Origin of the sequence: Pseudomonas sp. LABIM340, from assembly GCF_040017195.2 — a bacterium.
Taxonomy (GTDB): Bacteria; Pseudomonadota; Gammaproteobacteria; order Pseudomonadales; family Pseudomonadaceae; genus Pseudomonas.
This window is the reverse complement of the sequence record NZ_CM200227.1, coordinates 5067846-5085474: the sequence shown is the minus strand read 5'-3', so window position 1 is coordinate 5085474 and position 17629 is coordinate 5067846. Positions and strand designations below refer to the sequence as shown.

The 17629-nt window shown below is 65.0% G+C and carries 16 protein-coding genes; 10 read left to right on the top strand and 6 right to left on the bottom strand.

All coding sequences use genetic code 11. The features are described from left to right. The first annotated feature begins 291 nt into the window (after positions 1 to 291). Positions 292 to 1950, top strand: a complete 1659-nt coding sequence (locus ABKS89_RS23405; RefSeq protein WP_348587242.1) for a phosphoethanolamine transferase — start codon at positions 292 to 294, stop codon at positions 1948 to 1950. Between the two features lie 79 nt (positions 1951 to 2029). Here ABKS89_RS23405 and uspN read toward each other — a convergent pair whose 3' ends face one another. Then, positions 2030 to 2482: a universal stress protein UspN gene (gene uspN, locus ABKS89_RS23400; RefSeq protein ID WP_138215381.1), complete on the bottom strand. Its 453-nt coding sequence runs from the start codon at positions 2480 to 2482 to the stop codon at positions 2030 to 2032. 216 nt (positions 2483 to 2698) lie between these two features. Continuing rightward, complete coding sequence (rapA, locus tag ABKS89_RS23395; RefSeq protein ID WP_348587241.1) at positions 2699 to 5551, bottom strand: RNA polymerase-associated protein RapA; 2853 nt, start codon at positions 5549 to 5551, stop codon at positions 2699 to 2701. A gap of 226 nt (positions 5552 to 5777) precedes the next feature. On the opposite strand from rapA, the gene ABKS89_RS23390 reads away from it, so the two are divergent. From ABKS89_RS23390 to ABKS89_RS23360, 7 genes are all read left to right on the top strand, one after another. Beyond that, complete coding sequence (locus ABKS89_RS23390) at positions 5778 to 6083, top strand: aspartate-semialdehyde dehydrogenase (protein ID WP_081515872.1); 306 nt, start codon at positions 5778 to 5780, stop codon at positions 6081 to 6083. Positions 6084 to 6131: 48 nt separating this feature from the next. Then, positions 6132 to 6731, top strand: coding sequence for an alpha-ketoglutarate-dependent dioxygenase AlkB family protein (locus ABKS89_RS23385; RefSeq protein WP_138215379.1), 600 nt, complete (start codon positions 6132 to 6134; stop codon positions 6729 to 6731). Next, positions 6728 to 6889 (top strand): hypothetical protein, encoded by a 162-nt coding sequence (locus ABKS89_RS23380; RefSeq protein ID WP_088419735.1) that lies wholly within the window; start codon positions 6728 to 6730, stop codon positions 6887 to 6889. Before ABKS89_RS23385 ends, ABKS89_RS23380 begins: the two co-directional genes overlap by 4 nt. Positions 6890 to 7092: 203 nt before the next feature. Next, on the top strand, positions 7093 to 7203 hold the full coding sequence (gene ccoM, locus ABKS89_RS23375; RefSeq protein ID WP_277873429.1) for a cytochrome c oxidase subunit CcoM: 111 nt from the start codon (positions 7093 to 7095) through the stop codon (positions 7201 to 7203). A 182-nt stretch (positions 7204 to 7385) separates the two neighbouring features. Then, on the top strand, positions 7386 to 9374 hold the full coding sequence (locus ABKS89_RS23370; protein WP_138215378.1) for an FUSC family protein: 1989 nt from the start codon (positions 7386 to 7388) through the stop codon (positions 9372 to 9374). Then, on the top strand, positions 9361 to 9570 hold the full coding sequence (locus ABKS89_RS23365; RefSeq protein WP_348587240.1) for a DUF1656 domain-containing protein: 210 nt from the start codon (positions 9361 to 9363) through the stop codon (positions 9568 to 9570). Before ABKS89_RS23370 ends, ABKS89_RS23365 begins: the two co-directional genes overlap by 14 nt. A 13-nt stretch (positions 9571 to 9583) precedes the next feature. Beyond that, complete coding sequence (locus ABKS89_RS23360) at positions 9584 to 10438, top strand: efflux RND transporter periplasmic adaptor subunit (protein ID WP_081515867.1); 855 nt, start codon at positions 9584 to 9586, stop codon at positions 10436 to 10438. On the opposite strand, the gene ABKS89_RS23355 is transcribed toward ABKS89_RS23360, so the two are convergent. The 3 genes from ABKS89_RS23355 to ABKS89_RS23345 all read right to left on the bottom strand — a co-directional run bounded on the left by ABKS89_RS23355 (position 10422) and on the right by ABKS89_RS23345 (position 13160). After that, the gene (locus ABKS89_RS23355; protein ID WP_348587238.1) at positions 10422 to 11597 is read right to left on the bottom strand and encodes an MFS transporter; all 1176 of its coding nucleotides are present in this window, start codon (positions 11595 to 11597) and stop codon (positions 10422 to 10424) included. The genes ABKS89_RS23360 and ABKS89_RS23355 overlap by 17 nt on opposite strands. Before the next feature lie 142 nt (positions 11598 to 11739). After that, the gene (locus ABKS89_RS23350) at positions 11740 to 12210 is read right to left on the bottom strand and encodes a MaoC family dehydratase (RefSeq protein WP_138215376.1); all 471 of its coding nucleotides are present in this window, start codon (positions 12208 to 12210) and stop codon (positions 11740 to 11742) included. Continuing rightward, positions 12207 to 13160 carry an alpha/beta hydrolase gene (locus tag ABKS89_RS23345; RefSeq protein ID WP_138215375.1) on the bottom strand — a complete coding sequence of 318 codons (954 nt, stop codon included), beginning with the start codon at positions 13158 to 13160 and terminating at the stop codon, positions 12207 to 12209. Before ABKS89_RS23345 ends, ABKS89_RS23350 begins: the two co-directional genes overlap by 4 nt. Positions 13161 to 13466: 306 nt before the next feature. Here ABKS89_RS23345 and fadD2 point away from each other — a divergent pair, with 306 nt between their 5' ends. Then, positions 13467 to 15155 (top strand): long-chain-fatty-acid--CoA ligase FadD2, encoded by a 1689-nt coding sequence (gene fadD2, locus ABKS89_RS23340; protein ID WP_138215374.1) that lies wholly within the window; start codon positions 13467 to 13469, stop codon positions 15153 to 15155. A 79-nt stretch (positions 15156 to 15234) separates the two neighbouring features. Here the strand turns inward: fadD2 and ABKS89_RS23335 are convergent, their stop codons facing one another. Next, positions 15235 to 15471 carry an HP1242/YdcH family protein gene (locus ABKS89_RS23335; protein ID WP_017522197.1) on the bottom strand — a complete coding sequence of 79 codons (237 nt, stop codon included), beginning with the start codon at positions 15469 to 15471 and terminating at the stop codon, positions 15235 to 15237. Between the two features lie 444 nt (positions 15472 to 15915). Here ABKS89_RS23335 and fadD1 point away from each other — a divergent pair, with 444 nt between their 5' ends. Then, positions 15916 to 17601, top strand: coding sequence for a long-chain-fatty-acid--CoA ligase FadD1 (gene fadD1 / locus ABKS89_RS23330; RefSeq protein WP_348587237.1), 1686 nt, complete (start codon positions 15916 to 15918; stop codon positions 17599 to 17601). Positions 17602 to 17629: the final 28 nt, after the last annotated feature.

The following is a 17629-nucleotide window of genomic DNA, read 5'->3' as shown; positions in this document are numbered from 1 at the left end:
GGGCGGGATGCTCCGGATGTCGGGGAGGAGGCAGATTGATATCACTTTGCTTCAAGTCTAGGAAGCCCAGGTGGCGCTGCAAGGAACTCGTTGAGTTTTCGGCGTAATGCCGGAAGGTGCGCGACGTACGGTAGTACCAGCTGCCCAGCCACTCGCAGATTCGACCACTGGCCGAAGGCTTGTAGCCAACTTGACACTTTTTTGACTAACTGCCCGCTAGAGTTGCGCCGCCGGCCGGCAGGGTCGGCCGTCCCATTTCCTATCCGACTATCGATGTAAGGAGTGCGCTCGATGTCCGAGGGCAAGCGCCGCCTCTTCCCCCAGGTCAGTTCCGCGCGGCTGGTCCTGATGTTCTCGCTGGCACTGGTGCTGTTCTACAACTTCGCCACCTGGCGGGCGCTGAACAGCCTTGTGCCCATGGAGGGCCTGTGGGGCGTGGCGTTCTTCGCCTCGTTCGGCTTCTTCCTGTGGGCGGCCTTCACCTTGCTGCTGACACTGGTGTCGTTCCGCCCGCTGCTCAAGCCGGCGTTGACCCTGGTGGCGCTGGTCTCCGCGGCCGCGGCGTACTTCATGAACTCCTACGGTGTCGTGATCGATACCGTGATGGTGCAGAACGTCGTTGAGACCAACCCCGGCGAAGCCGCCGCGTTGTTCAGTGCCCGCATGCTCGGTTACCTGCTGGTGCTCGGCGTGCTTCCGGCGGCGATCATCTGGCTGACACCGGTGCGCTACAGCCCGTTCTTCCGTGGCCTGCTGAACAAGGTGCTGGTGATCTTCGGCTGCCTGGTGGTGGTCGCCGTCTGCGTGGGGACGTTCTATTCCACCTACGCCCCGGTGTTCCGGCAGGAAGAGAAGCTGACCCACTTCATCAACCCGACCAACTACATCTACGCGGTGAGCAAGTTCACCAAGCAGCGCCTGGGCATCAAGGAAAATCTGGTGGTGCAGCCCATCGGCGAGGACGCGGTGATGCCGCGCAAAGTGAGCGCCGATGGCCGCAAGTCGCTGATGATCTTCGTCGTCGGTGAAACCGCCCGCGCGGACCACTTCTCCCTCAACGGCTACGCCCGCGACACCAACCCGGAACTGAAGAAGCTAGACATCCTCAACTTCACCAATGTCAGCTCCTGCGGCACTTCCACCGCGGTGTCGGTGCCCTGCATGTTCTCCAAGTTCCCCCGCGAGGACTACAGCGACAAGAAGGGCAAGACCAACCAGGGCCTGCTGGACATCCTCCAGCGCGTCGGCGTGTCGGTGCTCTGGCTGGACAACAACAGCGACTGCAAGGGCACCTGCCTGCGCGTGCCCAACCGCGATATTCCGAAGGATCAGCCCGGCCCGTTCTGCGACGGCAAGAACTGCCTGGACGAAGCCCTGCTGCAGAACCTTCAGGCCTACATCGACGGCCTGAAGGACAACGCCATCATCGTCCTGCACGCCGACGGCAGCCACGGCCCGGAATACTACGAGCGCTATCCCAAGTCGCTGGAGCGCTTCACCCCGGTTTGCCGCACCAACCAGCTGGGCAGTTGCAGCAGCGAGGAGCTGGTGAACGTCTACGACAACACCATCCTCTACACCGACTTCTTCCTGTCCAGGGTGGTCGAGTTGCTCAAGCAGAACCAAGAGCGCTTCGACACCTCGATGGTCTATGTCTCGGACCACGGCGAGTCGCTGGGCGAGAATGGTGTCTACCTGCATGCCGCGCCCTATGCCATCGCCCCGAAGGCGCAGACCCACGTGCCCATGGTGATGTGGTTCGGCAGCGGTGCGCTGGGCGGCATGGGCGTGGATCGTGGTTGCCTGGAGAAGAAGGCCGACGGCGCCGAGCTGAGCCACGACAACCTGTTCCACACGGTGCTCGGTCTCTACGGCGTGCACACCAGCCTGTACCAGCCGGACCTGGATATCTTCCATTCCTGCAAACGCGACATGACTGCTGCCCAGTAAGCTAACGGCGAGCTGAGCGACGGCCATGAAAAAGGCCCTGCGGCGAAAGCCGCAGGGCCTTTTGTCTTTGCGCGGGCTGTTACTTCTCGCGAACCAGCAGCACCGGGCGGTTGCTGACGCGCAGCAGGCCTTCGGCGACGCTGCCCAGCATCAGGCGGCGCACGCCACGGCGGCCGTGGGTGCCCATGACGATGATGTCGGCCTTGGAGGCTTCGGCCTCGGTCTCGATGCGCTCGGCGATCTCTTCGCTGGCGCGTTCCTGGCAGACCCGCTCGAAGCTGGTTTTCACCGGGAACTCGGCGACCTTGTCCTTCGCCTTGCCGAGGATGTCATCGGCGGCCTTCAGCGCGGCTTCGCGCAGCGGCTCCGGGTTGTAGTACACGGCGTAGTCGGGCAGATGGCGCAGCGGGCTGTCGACGATGGTGATGACACGCAGCTCGCCGCCGCTCAGCTGGGCCAGCTTGGCCGCTTCGACCAGGGCTCGGTCGGAAACCGGGCTGCCGTCCACCGCTACCAGAATGCGCTCGTACATGATGTGTTCCCTCAATGAGTGGCTTGGTAAGGAAACTCTATCCCCCCATGGGCGAGAATCCCTTGCGCAGCGTCAATGGTAGTCGGTGTGTCCGATCGTGCCGGGAATAGAGCGGCGTAACGGGGTGTTTCGAAGCAGTCTGGCGCACCGGCCAGGCATGAAAAAAGCCGCCACCGGTTGTCCGGTGGCGGCTTCTTCATGACGCGATGGCGGGGATCAGCCAGCGACCAGTACGCGGATCGCTTCCAGGCGCAGGGAGGCCTTGTCCAGCAACGCCAGGCTGTCGTCGCGCTGCTTGCGCAGGGCGTCCAGCTCGCTGTCGCGGACGCTGGGGTTGACGGCCTTGAGCGCGGTCAGGCGCGCCAGTTCCTCGTCCAGGGTCGCGGTCAGCTGCTGGCGGGCCGCTTCGACGCGCTCGGCATGGCGCGGGGTGATTTTGGTCTCGGCCTGGGCGAACTGCTTGGCCAGCACATCACGCTGCGCCTGCACGAACTTGTTGGCGCTGGCGCGCGGCACGCTTTCCAGCTGGTCGTTCAGGGTCTCGAAGGACACGCGGGCGGACAGGTCGTTGCCGTTGGCGTCCATCAGGCAGCGCAGCGCCACCGGCGGCAGGAAGCGACCCAGCTGCAGCTTGCGCGGCGCCACGGCTTCGCTGACGAACAGCAGCTCCAGCAGCACGGTGCCGGGCTTGAGCGCCTTGTTCTTGATCAGCGCCACCGAGGTGTTGCCCAGCGAGCCGGACAGCACCAGGTCCATGCCGCCCTGCACCATGGGGTGTTCCCAGGTGAGGAACTGCATGTCTTCGCGGGCCAGGGCCTGGGCGCGGTCGTAGGTGACGGTCACGCCTTCGTCGTCGCCCAGCGGGAAGCTGGCGTCGAGCATCTTCTCGCTCGGGCGCAGGATCAGCGCGTTCTCGGAGTGATCCTCGCTGTCGATGCCATAGGTGTCGAACAGGCGCTCCATGTAGATCGGCAGGGCGAACTGGTCGTCCTGTTCCTCGATCTCTTCCACCAGCGCCTCGCCTTCACCGGCGCCGCCGGAGTTCAGCTCCAGCAGGCGGTCGCGGCCGTTGTGCATCTCGGCTTCCAGCGCTTCGCGGGCGGCGGTGCCTTCGGCCAGCAGGGCCTCGAAGGCGTCGTCGTCGCCGCCGTCCAGCAGCTCCACCAGGCGCGGGCCGAAGCGGTGCTGCAGGGCGTTGCCGGTGGGGCAGGTGTTGAGGAAGGCGTTCAGCGCCTGGTGGTACCACTGGAACAGGCGTTCCTGCGGGCTGTTCTCCAGGTGCGGCACGTGGATCTGGATGGTGTGCTTCTGGCCGATCCGGTCGAGGCGGCCGATGCGCTGCTCCAGCTGGTCCGGGTGGGCCGGCAGGTCGAACAGCACCAGGTGATGGGCGAACTGGAAGTTGCGGCCTTCGCTGCCGATTTCCGAGCAGATCAGCACCTGTGCGCCGAATTCTTCATCGGCGAAGTAGGCGGCGGCGCGGTCGCGTTCGAGGATGCTCATGCCTTCGTGGAACACGGTGGCCGGCACGCCGGACTTCAGGCGCAGGGCATCGCCCAGGTCCATGGCGGTCTCGGCGTGGGCGCAGATCACCAGCACCTTGTACTGCTTGAGCATCTTCAGGGTGTCGATCAGCCACTCGACACGCGGGTCGAAACGCCACCAGCGGTTGTTCTCGTCGCTATCGTCGGACTGAGCCTGGAAGCTGACTTCCGGGTAGAGGTCCGGGTGTTCGCCCAGCGGCAGCTCCATGTACTCGATCGGGTTGGTCAGCACGTAGGGATGCAGCTGGCGCTCCGGGAAGCCCTGCACGGCGGCACGGGTGTTGCGGAACAGCACGCGGCCGGTGCCATGGCGGTCGAGCAGCTCGCGTATCAGGCGGGCGCGGGCGTCTTCATTGCCGGCCTCGACGCTGGCCAGCAGCTCGTCGCCCTCGTTGCCGAGGAAGCCATGGATGGCCTGGCGGGCGGCGGGGGAGAGACTGCCCTGGTCCACCAGTTCCTGCACCGCTTCGGCGACCGGACGGTACTGGGTGCTTTCGGTGCGGAAGGCTTCCAGGTCGTGGAAACGGTCGGGGTCGAGCAGGCGCAGACGGGCGAAGTGGCTGTCCAGGCCGAGCTGTTCCGGGGTCGCGGTGAGCAGCAGCACGCCAGGGATGACCTGGGACAGTTGCTCGACCAGCTGGTATTCGGGGCTGGCCTGTTCCGGATGCCACACGAGGTGGTGGGCTTCGTCGACCACCAGCATGTCCCACTCGGCGGCGAACAGCGCGTCCTGGGCTTTCTCGTCCTCGCGCAGCCACTCCAGCGCCACCAGGGCCAGCTGGGTGTCTTCGAAGGGGTTGCTGGCATCGCTCTCGACGAAACGCTCGCGGTCGAACAGCGCGACTTCCAGGTTGAAGCGCCGGCGCATTTCCACCAGCCACTGGTGCTGCAGGTTTTCCGGCACCAGGATCAGCACGCGGCTGGCGCGGCCGGAGAGCAGCTGGCGATGGATCACCAGGCCCGCTTCGATGGTCTTGCCCAGACCCACCTCGTCGGCCAGCAGGACGCGCGGCGCCATGCGGTCGGCGACTTCGCGGGCGATGTGCAGCTGGTGCGCGATGGGTTGCGCGCGGGCGCCGCCCAGGCCCCAGAGCGAGGACTGCAGCAGGCGGGTGCGGTGTTCCAGAGTGTGGTAGCGCAGGCCGAACCAGGACATCGGGTCGATCTGCCCGGCGAACAGGCGGTCGCTGGCCAGGCGGAACTGGATGAAGTTCGACAGCTGGGTTTCCGGGACGGTGTGCTGCTCGTTCTGCGCGGTGATGCCGTGGTAGATCAGCAGGCCGTCGATCTCGTCCACTTCGCGGACGGTCATCTTCCAGCCTTCGAAATGGGTGATCTGATCGCCTGGGGCGAAGCGCACACGGGTCAGCGGCGCATTGCGCTCGGCGTACTGGCGGGTATCACCGGTGGCGGGATAGAGCACCGTGAGCATGCGGCCGTCCAGCGCCAGGATGGTCCCCAGGCCGAGTTCCGCTTCACTGTCGCTGATCCAGCGTTGACCGGGTTGATACTGCGCCATGGACACCTCCCAAAAAAAGCCGGCTATGGTACCGGAACGCGCAGCGTTCAGCGATGGCCGTCGGCACCTCCGGTCGCCCGAATCATCGGCAGGACCTGCTGGAGGCGCGCACTCACCGCGAATCGTGGAAAGTGTAGCGAGGCGCACTCAAGTCTGTAGCGCTCCGGCCGATAGCCTGACCAGAGGACTTGTCAGCGCACTTCTCCACAGGGCTCGCCCCCAGGAACCATCGATGCTGCCGCCCATTCCCCATAGTCTGGCACCCGTCACTGCCCAGCAGGACGTGCCCAAGCCGCGACCGGATGTCGCCCCGGTGACGCCGCCTGCACCCAGCGCGGGTAATGCCGGCGTGGAGCTGGAGCGTCGCCCTGACGAGCAGGCGCTGCGCGAGGAATACCAGCGCCGGCGCAAGCGTCGCCAACTCGCCGACGGCACGCCCGAGGGTGAGGCGTTGGAAGAGCTGGAGGAAGTCGAGGAACTGGGCGAAGACGTGCAGGCCGCCCAGCGCAAGGGGCTGTGGATCGATGTCGAGGTCTGACCTGGCGGGGGAGTAGACTGGCCCCATCGCTGAGTACCCGAGCTTTCCATGCTGTTCGACGACGCCCCGATCCTTCTCCCCGATGCCGAGCTGCGCCTGATCCCCGACTGGTGCCCGCCGTCGCGCGCGGCCCGGTGGCTGGAACAACTGCTCGAACAGACGCCCTGGGAACAGACCGTCGTGCACCTGCACGGGCGCGATTACCCGGTTCCGCGCCTGGTCAACTGGTACGGCGATCCCGAGGCTTTCTATACCTATTCCGGCCAGACCCACGCGCCGCTGCCCTGGACGCCGCTGCTGGCGGAAATCCGCTCGGCGGTGGAACAGGCCGCCGGCCAGCGCTTCAACGGCGTGCTGCTCAACTACTACCGCGACGGCCAGGACTCCATGGGCTGGCACAGTGACGACGAGCCGGAACTGGGGCGCAACCCGGTGGTGGCCTCGCTGAACCTTGGCGGTACGCGGCGCTTCGATCTGCGGCGCAAGGGGCGAAACACAATCGAACACTCCATCGAGCTGTCCGGCGGATCGCTGCTGGTCATGTCTGGCGCGACACAGCATTATTGGCAACATCAGGTTGCCAAGACGCGCCGTCCGGTTGCTCCGCGCCTGAATCTGACTTTCCGCCTGGTACACGCCCTGCCATGAGCAACGACGACAAGCTGATCGACTTCACCGCCGAGCGCGACAAGCGCATCCACGACGTGCACGAAAAGCGTCTGCAGGACGTGCGCAAGGCCTTCGAGCAGGCGCTGCCGCTGGGCAAGCCGCGCAAGAAGGGCAAGAGCAAGCCGAAGAAACGCTGATTTACCCCCTCTCAGGGCCGCAAGGCCCCGCTCTGCGCGGCTTCCCGCCGCACCCGACACCCTCTGAAACTTGACCTGCGTCAGTGCTCCGGCCCTCCCCGGAAAGCGCCTTGTCGACCATTGATCCAGGTCAATTGGTCCCGCCCGGCCGCCGGTAATCTGCACACATCCCCAGACGATGTAGGCAACAGGAGGCCAGCATCATGTTCATCGACGAAGTGGTTCTCGCAGGCGTCCTTACCGTTGGCCTCATGGTTCTGTTCTTCGGTGGGGTCGGAATTTTCATCTGGAAGGACAGCCACAAAAAGGGCTGATCCTTACGGATACACAGAGCACGCAAGGCACTTCGGGCGACTTAGGTCGCCCGTTTTTTTTGCCTCGACGAAAGTCGGGATGACATATTGTTAGCTTGCTAATAATATTATCGACAACGATTCCGTCATCCCCGTTGCCGACTATCTTTAAGCGATAGATCCGGACCCTTTCGAGAGACCGCGTGCGACCTACGCTACAGGCATTCCTCGCGCCGGATACGCTGGCGCTGAAATTCGCGATCAAGACCCTCCTGGCCGGCGGCCTGGCGCTCTGGTGTGCCTTCCGTTTCGACCTGGAGCAGCCGCAGTGGGCGCTGATGACGGTGTTCATCGTCTCCCAACCGCTGTCGGGCATGGTGGTCGCCAAGGGCATCTTCCGCCTGATCGGGACCCTGATCGGCACGGTCATGTCGGTGGTGATGCTCGCGCTGTTCGCCCAGACGCCCTGGCTGTTCCTGCTGGCCATCTCGCTTTGGCTCGGCCTCTGTACCGCCGCTTCCACTTCCCTGCGCAACCATGTCTCTTACGCGTTCGTGCTGTCGGGCTACACCGTGGCGATCATCGGCCTGCCGGCGATCAGCCATCCGCTGGACGTCTTCGATCAGGCTGTGGCGCGCAGTACGGAAATCTGCCTGGGGATTCTCTGCGCCTCGGCGGTCAGCGCCATCCTCTGGCCGCGCCGCGTCGAGGCCAACCTGGACAAGCAGGCCCACGCCACCTGGCTCACCGGCATGCAGGCCGCGCGCAGCGAGATCGATGCCGACGCACGGCAGATAAAGGGCCTGCTGCAGGCGCTGGGCAAGATCGTCGAAGTCGATGTGCAGCGCGACCACGCCTGGTTCGAGGGTTACCGCGGGCGGATGCGTTCGCGTGCGCTGCGGATTCTTTCCCGCGACCTGCTCAGCCTGCTGCGCACCGCGCGTGGTGTGGCTCGCCAGCGCAGCGTGCTGGATGCCGAGGACCGCGCGCGCCTGCAACCCTGGTTCGAAGAACTGCGCGCCACCCTGGAGGACCCGCAGGTCGACGCCATGCGCTCTCTGCAGGAGCGGTTGCAGGACGCCGGTCTGGATGAAAGCTACTCCAACGACCTGCGCTACTGCCTGACCCGCTGCGCGCTGCTGCTGCTCAAGGCGCTGAACTCGGAGAAGACCATGCGCGCGGTGGCGGACGGGCGGGTGGATGATGTCGCCACCGGAACCCTGTCCTGGCACCGCGACTGGCTCATGGCGCTGTTCTACGGCCTGCGCAGCGCGCTGGCGCTGCTGGGTATGTCGGCCTTCTGGATGGCCACCGCCTGGCCGGCGGCTACCGGCGGCATGCTGCTGGCGGCGGTGATCTGCAGCCTGTTCGCCAACCGCGACAACGCCGTCACCATCGGCCTGGGCTTCCTGCGCGGCATCCTCTATGCGATTCCAGCGGCCGCCATAGTCAGCCAATGGCTGCTGCCGCAGTGGAACGGTTTCCCGCTGCTCTGCCTGGCGCTGGGTGTGCCGCTGTTCTTCGCCCTGCTGGGCATGGCCACGCCGGCGCTGGCGGGTACGGCGACGTCCTTCTCGATCCACTTCATCACCCTGGTGGCGCCGAGCAACGTGATGAAGTACGACCTCGCCAACCTGCTCAACTCGGCGCAGGGCATCGTCATCGGCGTGGGCTTCGCCGTGCTGGTGTTCCGCCTGCTCACGCTGCCGGCGGACTGGCTCAACCGGCGGCTGATCCAGGCCACCTGCGAAGACCTCGGACGCCTGACCCGGCGGCCGCTGGCTGAAGCCGAGAGCTGGTTCGGCGGGCGCATGGCCGACCGCCTGATCCGCCTTGCGCGGCACTACACCCTGTTGCCGAAGGAGGAGCAGCGGCGTTGGCAGGATGGTCTGCTGGCGCTGGACCTGGGCAACGAGCTGATCCACCTGCGCTCCTGCCTCAGCGGCGCCCAGGGGCAGTTGCGCAAGCGGCGCGACCAGTTCCTCGGTGCGCTGGGCAGCGTACTGGAAAAAGGCCCCGGAGACGGGCGCGAGCAGCGCCTGGAAAGCCTCTGCCCGCCTCTGGAAGAAGCCCTTGCGCACGATCTGCAGGGCGACAACGAACCCAACCGCCTGGCCCGCGCCGCGCTGGCGCAATTGCGCCATACCTGGCGCCAGTGGTGCCGTCTGGAGGACGCCAATGGGACTGCATGAGTTCGGCTGGGGCGGAGTGTTCCTGAGCCCGCTGTTCATTTATGCGGTGCTCGCCCTGGGCTTGACGGTCGTATTGCGCCTGCTGCTGCAGGCCACCCCCTTCGGGCGCTGGATCTGGCACGAGGCGCTGTTCGACTGCGCGTTGTTCATGCTGATTCTCTGCGCCATCACCTGGGCACTCAGCGCAGCGCCTTGAGAGGAGAAGTTGTATGCGCGGATACCTTCGCGTAACCGTCACCATCGTCCTGGTCATTGCCGCTGTCCTGGCCGGTACCTGGCTGTGGCGCTACTACATGCTGTCGCCGTGGACCCGCGATGCGCGCGTGCGCGCCGACGTGGTGGTGATCGCCCCGGACGTGTCCGGCTGGGTCACCGACCTCGCCGTGCAGGACAACCAGCAGGTCAAGGCTGGCGACCTGATCATGCGCATCGACCACGAGCGCTACGCGGCGAACCTGGAGCAGGCCAAGGCCCTGGCCGAGACCCGGCACCAGCAGTACCTGCTGCGCGTGAGCGAGGCTTCGCGGCGCAGCAAGCTGGGCATCGCCGCGATCAGCGCGGAGGACAAGGAAACCGCGCAGATCAACGCTTCCATCGCCAAGAGCGAGTACGACGAGGCTCAGGCCCAGGTGCGCCTGGCGCAACTGAACCTGACCCGCAGCGAGATGCGCGCCCCGCGTGACGGGCAGATCACCAACCTGCGGCTGGCCCAGGGCAACTACGTGCAGGCCGGTCAGGCGATGATGGCGCTGGTGGACCAGAAGTCCTTCTACGTCACCGCCTATTTCGAGGAAACCAAGCTGCCCGGTATCCGCATCGGCCAGCCGGCGCGGGTAGTGCTGATGAGCGGCGACATCGCCATCGACGGCACGGTGGAAAGCATCAGCAGCGGCATCACCGACCGCAACGCGATTCCCGACAGCCAGTTGCTGGCCAACGTCGAACCGACCTTCAACTGGGTGCGCCTGGCCCAGCGCATCCCAGTGCGTATCCACCTCGACAAGGTGCCCGAGGGCGTACACCTGAGCGCCGGCATGACCGCCAGCGTCACCGTAAAACCGTGAGCGGGGCGTCTGCCCGCTCGCGCTGCAGCCAGCAGGACAAGGACGCGCAGAAGATCGACGCGGTGACCAGCGAGACGCCCACCCAGGGTGTCCAGGCGATGCCGGCCAGACTGATCACCGCACCGCCCAGTGCCGCACCGAGGGCGACGCCCAGGTGCATTGCCGAGGTGTTCAGCGCCACCCCGGCGCTGCCGCTGACCGGGTCGCTGGCCAGCAGGTAGCTCTGCACCGCCGGCGAGATCATCCAGCTGATGGTGCTCCAGACCATCAGTGCGCCGAGCAGCAGCCACGGCCGGCCGAGGCTCAGCGGGATCGCCAGCATCGCCAGAGCGAATAGCGCCGGCACCACCAGCAACGCACGGCGATGGCCGAGGTGATCGCTCAGCCAGCCGCCCAGGTAACCGCCACCGATGGCCGCCAGGCCGATCAGCAGCAGGGTGAGCGCGATGCCCTGGCTGTCGGTGATCCCGGCGACCTGCTGGAACCACGGGGTGATGTAGGCGAACAGGGTGAAGTGCCCGCCCAGCAGCAGGATCGATACCAGTTGTGCCAGGTTCAGCGCCGGGTTGCGCAGCTGGCGTTTGTAAGCCGCGCCATTGGCCGGGCTGTCCAGCGTGCGACGGGGCAGGGCGATCTGCAGCAGGGCGGCCAGCGGCAGCGAGTAGAGGGCAATGGCGGCGAAGATCCAGCGCCAGCCGAACCAGTCATTGACCAGCACGCCGGCCGGCACGCCGAACACCAGCGAGCCGCTGATGCCCATGAAGATCAGGCCGATGGCGCGCCCGCGCTGGGCTGGCGGCGCCAGCTCCACCGCCAGCAGGCTGGCCTGCATGATCAGCAGCCCGCAGCAGGCGGCCATGCCGATGCGCATCAGCAGCAGCGAAACATAGCCGGGACTCAGCGCAGCGCCCGCGTTGAACGCGGCGAATACCAGCAGGGTGATGACCAGCAGCCGGCGGCAGTCGGTGCCACGGGTGAGCCAGCCGAGCAACGGCGCGGCGATGGCGAAGCTCAGGGAGAACAGGCTGGTGAGCTGCCCGGCGAGGCTGAGGGAGACGTGCAGGTCGGCGGCGAGCGAGGGCAGGATGCCGGTGAGGATGGCCTCGGCGAGGCCCGCGGCGAAGGTGCAGAGGGACAGCAACAGCAGTCGAAGGTCCATGGCGGCTCCGATTCCCGGTGAGGGGTTTCGGGCACGAAGCCTTCGGTTATCCCAAGTGGATGTGGTGTGACGGGGGCAGGGTAGTCGAGCAGGAAACTGTATACAAGTTTCCGGGGCCGGACGGCCGGCCCCGGAAAGTGCCTCAGCCGATGGTGATCGGCGGCAGGGCGGGCAGTTCGATGTTGAGCTTCTCGGTCGGCGCCATGACTTCAGCTTCGCCTTTGACCACCGCCTTGCCGTCCTGGTTGAGCACGGTGGTGCTGATGCGCACGCGGTTCTTCGGCAGTTTCTCCAGCACTTCCAGCTCTACTGTCAGTTCGTCACCGAGCTTTACCGGGCGGGTGAAGCTCAGGTTCTGGCCGAGGTAGATGGTGCCCGGGCCGGGCAGGGTGGTGGCGATCGCCGCGCTGATCAGCGCGCCGGTGAGCATGCCGTGGGCGATGCGCTCCTTGAACTGGGTGGTGGCGGCGTACTCGGCGTCCAGGTGTACCGGGTTGCGGTCGCCGGAGACCTCGGCGAACAACTGGATGTCGCGCTCGGTGACGCTGCGCTGGAAGTTGGCCTTCTGGCCGACTTCGAGTTCTTCGTAAGGGACGTTCTGCACGGAAGTCATTGGGGCTCCTCGGTTCTCTCGAGCTGCGGGACGGGGCAGTGCGCCGCCAGCCAGTCGATCAGGTTGCGGGTGACCTCGTCGCGGTTGCTCTCGTTGAACAACTCGTGGCGAGCGTCGGGATAAATCTTCAGTTGGACGTCACGAACCCCGGCCCGGGTCATCGCCTGGGCGAGGTTGTTCAGGCGCTTGCCCTGGCTGACCGGGTCGCGCTCGCCGCCGATGACCATCACCGGCAGGTCGCTGCGGATGCGCGACAGGTGCTCGACGGGCGTTATATCCGCCAGACCGCCGAGCAGGTCCACCCATAGCTGGTTGCTGCAGCGGAAGCCGCAGAGCGGGTCGGCGACGTACTTGTCGACTTCGACGGGGTCGCGGCTGAGCCAGTCGAAGGCGGTGCGGTTGGGTTTGAAGGCCTTGTTGAACGAGCCGAAGGACAGGAAATCGATCAGCGCGCTGTGCCCCAGCGGGCCTTGGCGCCAGCGCTCGAAGCGGGCGATGACGCGGGCGCTGTTGTACAGCGCCACCGGCTGGTAGTTGGAACCGGACAGCACCGCCGCCTTCACGCTGGCGCTGTGCTGCATCAGGTAGGCGCTGCCGATGTAGCTGCCCATGCTGTGGCCGAGCAGGATGATCGGCAGGTCCGGGTGCTCCTCGCGCACATGCTGGTTCAGCGTGTGCAGGTCGCCGATCACCTTGCCCCAGCCGCCGCGGTCGGCGTAGTGGCCCGGTTCGCCGTTCTCGGCGGTGCGGCCATGGCCGCGCTGGTCGATGGCGTAGAGGTGATAGCCGGCTGCGTTCAGCGCAAGCCCCAGGCGTTCGTAGCGGCCGGCGTGCTCGGCCATGCCGTGGGACAGCATCAGGGCGCCGCGAGACGGGCCTTCCGGCGCCCAGTGGCGGGTGTAGAGGGGTGTCTCGTCGCTGGCGGCAAGCCAGTAGGCGGCGTAGGGCATGGGGTCCATCCTGTTTCTTGTTCGTCGATTCTTATTGGAATGGGGCCATGGAGCGGGCCAGACGGGGCGATTCTGCCACGCCGGGACATCTCCTGTATGGATTGCCGACAGCACCCGGCCATTGTCGTGTAAGTCCCGTCCTAGGCGGCCGTCGGCTCTATCCCGCGCCATGCCGGGATGGTGGCGCAAGATTCACGCAGTCTATGACGCCGCCTGGAGTCTTTGCGATGACCAAAGGAACTGCTAGCTTCCGTCGAATGACCGCAATGACGGTTCGGTTTCGCTCAGGTATGAGGACAAGAATAAATGCAACCTGATTTCTGGAACGACAAACGCCCGGCCGGCGTGCCCAGCGACATTGACCTGACCGCCTACAAATCGGTGGTGGAAGTCTTCGAGCGCTCCTGCAAGAAATTCGCCGACCGTCCGGCCTTCAGCAACATGGGCGTGACCCTGACCTACGCCGAGCTGGACCGCCTGTCCGCCGCCTTCGGCGCCTACCTGCAGAAGCACACCGACCTCAAGCCCGGCGACCGCATCGCCGTGCAGATGCCGAACATCCTGCAATACCCCATCGCCGTGTTCGGCGCCCTGCGCGCCGGCCTCATCGTGGTCAACACCAACCCGCTCTACACCGCCCGCGAAATGCGCCACCAGTTCAAGGATTCCGGCGCCCGCGCGCTGGTCTACGTGAACCTGTTCGGCAAGCTGGTGCAGGAAGTGCTGCCCGATACCGGTATCGAATACCTGATCGAGGCGCAGATGGGTGACCTGCAGCCCGCGCTCAAAGGGCTGCTGGTCAACACTGTGGTCAAGCACGTGAAGAAGATGGTGCCGGAGTACAACCTGCCCCAGGCCGTCTCCTTCAAGGCCGCCCTGCGCCAGGGCCGTGGCCATGGCCTGCAGCCGGTCAAGGTCGGCCTGGAAGACATCGCGGTGTTGCAGTACACCGGCGGCACCACCGGCGTGGCCAAGGGCGCCATGCTTACCCACGGCAACCTGGTGGCGAACATGCAGCAGGTGCACGCCTGTCTGCAGCAGCACGGCCCGGACGGCAAGCCGCTGATGCAGGTCGGCAACGAGGTGATGATCGCGCCGCTGCCGCTGTACCACATCTATGCCTTCACCGCGAACTGCATGTGCATGATGGTCAACGGCAACCACAACGTGCTGATCAGCAACCCGCGCGACATTCCCGGCTTCATCAAGGAGCTGAAGAAGTGGCGCTTCTCCGCGCTGCTGGGCCTGAACACCCTGTTCGTCGCGCTGATGGACCGCCCGGAATTCAAGGAACTGGACTTCTCCAACTTGAAGGTCACCAACTCCGGCGGCACCGCGCTGGTCACCGCCACCGCCGAGCGCTGGAAGGCCATGACCGGCTGCACCGTGGTGGAAGGCTACGGTCTCACCGAAACTTCCCCGGTGGTCAGCACCAACCCCTACGGTGATGCGGCGCGCCTGGGCACCGTCGGCCTGCCTGTGCCGGGCACCGCGTTGAAAGTCATCGACGACGACGGCAACGACGTCGGCCTGGGTGAGCGCGGCGAACTGTGCGTGAAGGGCCCGCAGGTCATGAAAGGCTACTGGCAGCGCCCGGACGCCACCGCCGAGGTGCTGGATGCCGAGGGTTGGCTGCGCACCGGCGACATCGCGGTGATCGATCCGGACGGCTTCACCCGCATCGTCGACCGCAAGAAGGACCTGATCATCGTCTCCGGCTTCAACGTCTATCCCAACGAGATCGAGGACGTGGTCATGGCCCACCCGAAAGTCGCCAACTGCGCGGCCGTCGGCGTGCCGGACGAGAAGTCCGGCGAGGCGGTGAAGCTGTTCGTGGTGGCCCGCGAGGGCGGCGTGACCGTCGAGGAGCTCAAGGCCTACTGCAAGGAAAACTTCACCGGCTACAAGGTGCCCAAGCACATCGTGCTCAAGGACGCCCTGCCGATGACTCCGGTGGGCAAGATCCTGCGCCGCGAGCTGCGCGAAACCGCCTGAGGCGAGCGTGAATGAAAAAGGGGGCTGATCCTGGATCAGCCCCCTTTTTTATGGGTGACGGGTTGTTGGCCGGGGCCGCTCAACCACCACAGCCGCCGCAGCAACCTTCCTTCTTGCGGAGGATTTCGTAGAGATCGTCCTTGAGCTGCAGCTTCTGTTTCTTCAGCGCCTCGATGGTGTCGTGGGAGGCAGGGGTGATGCCGGCTTCCATGTTCTTGATCTCCTGGTCGAGATCGTTGTGGCTATGGAAGAGCTTGGCGAAATGCGGGTCTTCGGCTTTCAGGCGGGTAATCTTTTCGCGGTATTCGGGAAACATGAGGGTTCTCCAGGAGAGTGCAGTAGCACTTTGCGAGATCCCGATCGGCAGAGTGTTGAGGCAGATCATTGAAGACGCCGCGTGGAGCCGGGCGAAACCGCCGGATCGAACTCCGACGATATACCCTGTCACGGCGGCCGGCCTGACGAGCATTTCCCGTTCTTTTTTCCGGTTTCATTTCCCTGAAATCCACTTTGTCGGACAATCCAACAAGGCTGCGAGCCTTCTGGCACGGGCTTTTCCGACGAGCGGAGCGTTGGTGACCAGAAAGCCTGTCTCTGGTCATTTTTCTTACTGACAAGGCTGTGTTTGGTGCTGGTCGCTGTTTCTCAAAGCTGATAATCTCGGCCCGCTTTTCGCTCCCCGAGCAGGGGAAAGCGACATAAACACAACAAAGAACCGCGAACGCGGTAAAGATGAGCTGTTGCTTAGGAGTGGGCTTCCATGACCGACAATTTCTGGAAGGACAAATACCCAGTGGGGATCGCTGCCGAGATCAACGCTGACCAGTACCCGAACATCCTCGCGGTACTCAAAGAATCCTGCCAACGTTTTGCAGACAAGCCTGCCTTCAGCAACCTGGGCAAGACCCTGACCTACGGCGAGATGTACAAGCTCTCCGGGGACTTCGCCGCCTACCTGCAACAGAACACCGATCTCAAGCCCGGCGACCGCATCGCCGTGCAACTGCCCAACGTGCTCCAGTACCCGGTCGTGGTCTTCGGCGCCATGCGCGCTGGCCTGGTCGTGGTCAACACCAACCCGCTGTACACCGCGCGGGAAATGGAGCACCAGTTCAACGACTCCGGCGCCAAGGCGCTGGTGTGCCTGGCGAACATGGCGCACCTGGCCGAGGAAGTGCTGCCCAGGACCGGCATCCGCAACGTCATCGTCACCGAAGTGGGTGACATGCTGCCGCCGCTCAAGCGCTTCATCGTCAATTTCGTGGTCCGCAACATCAAGAAGATGGTGCCGGCCTACAACATCCCCAACGCGCAGAAGCTCACCGACGTCCTGGCCAAGGGCCGTGGCAAGGCGGTGAAGGAAGTCTCGCCGCACAACGACGACGTCGCCGTGCTGCAGTACACCGGTGGCACCACCGGCGTGGCCAAGGGCGCGATGCTGACCCACCGCAACCTGGTCGCCAACATGCTGCAGTGCAAGGCACTGATGGGCGCCAATCTCAATGAAGGTTGCGAGATCCTCATCACCCCGCTGCCGCTGTACCACATCTACGCCTTCACCTTCCATTGCATGGCGATGATGCTCACCGGCAACCACAACATCCTGGTGACCAACCCGCGCGACCTGGCCAGCATGGTCAAGGAGCTCTCGCAGTGGAAGTTCACCGGCTTCGTCGGCCTGAACACCCTGTTCGTCGGCCTGTGCAACAACGAAGGCTTCCGCAAGCTGGACTTCTCCGCACTGAAGCTGACCCTCTCCGGTGGCATGGCCCTGCAACAGGCTGCTGCCGAGCGCTGGAAGGACGTCACCGGCTGCGCCATCTGCGAAGGTTACGGCATGACCGAGACCAGCCCGGTGGTGTCGGTGAACCCGTTCCAGAACATCCAGATCGGCACCATCGGCATCCCGGTTCCGTCGACCCAGTGCAAGGTCATCAGCGATGACGGCCAGGACCTGCCGCTGGGCGAGCGCGGCGAGTTGTGCGTCAAGGGCCCGCAGGTGATGAAGGGCTACTGGCAGCGCCAGGAAGCCACCGACGAGATTCTCGACAAGGACGGCTGGCTGCGTACCGGCGACATCGCGATCATCCAGGAAGACGGCTACATGCGTATCGTCGACCGCAAGAAGGACATGATCCTGGTGTCGGGCTTCAACGTGTACCCCAACGAGCTGGAAGACGTGCTCGCCACCCTGCCGGGCGTGCTGCAGTGCGCCGCCATCGGCATCCCGGACGAGAAGTCCGGCGAGGCGATCAAGGTCTTCGTGGTGTCCAAGCCGGGCGTCACCCTGACCAAGGAGCAAGTCATGCAGCACATGCACGACAACCTCACCGGCTACAAGCGTCCCAAGTCCGTGGAGTTCCGCGACAGCCTGCCGACCACCAACGTCGGCAAGATCCTGCGCCGCGAATTGCGCGACGAAGAGCTCAAGAAGATCAGGGCTTAAGCCGATATACAAGAAACCCGCCGCAAGG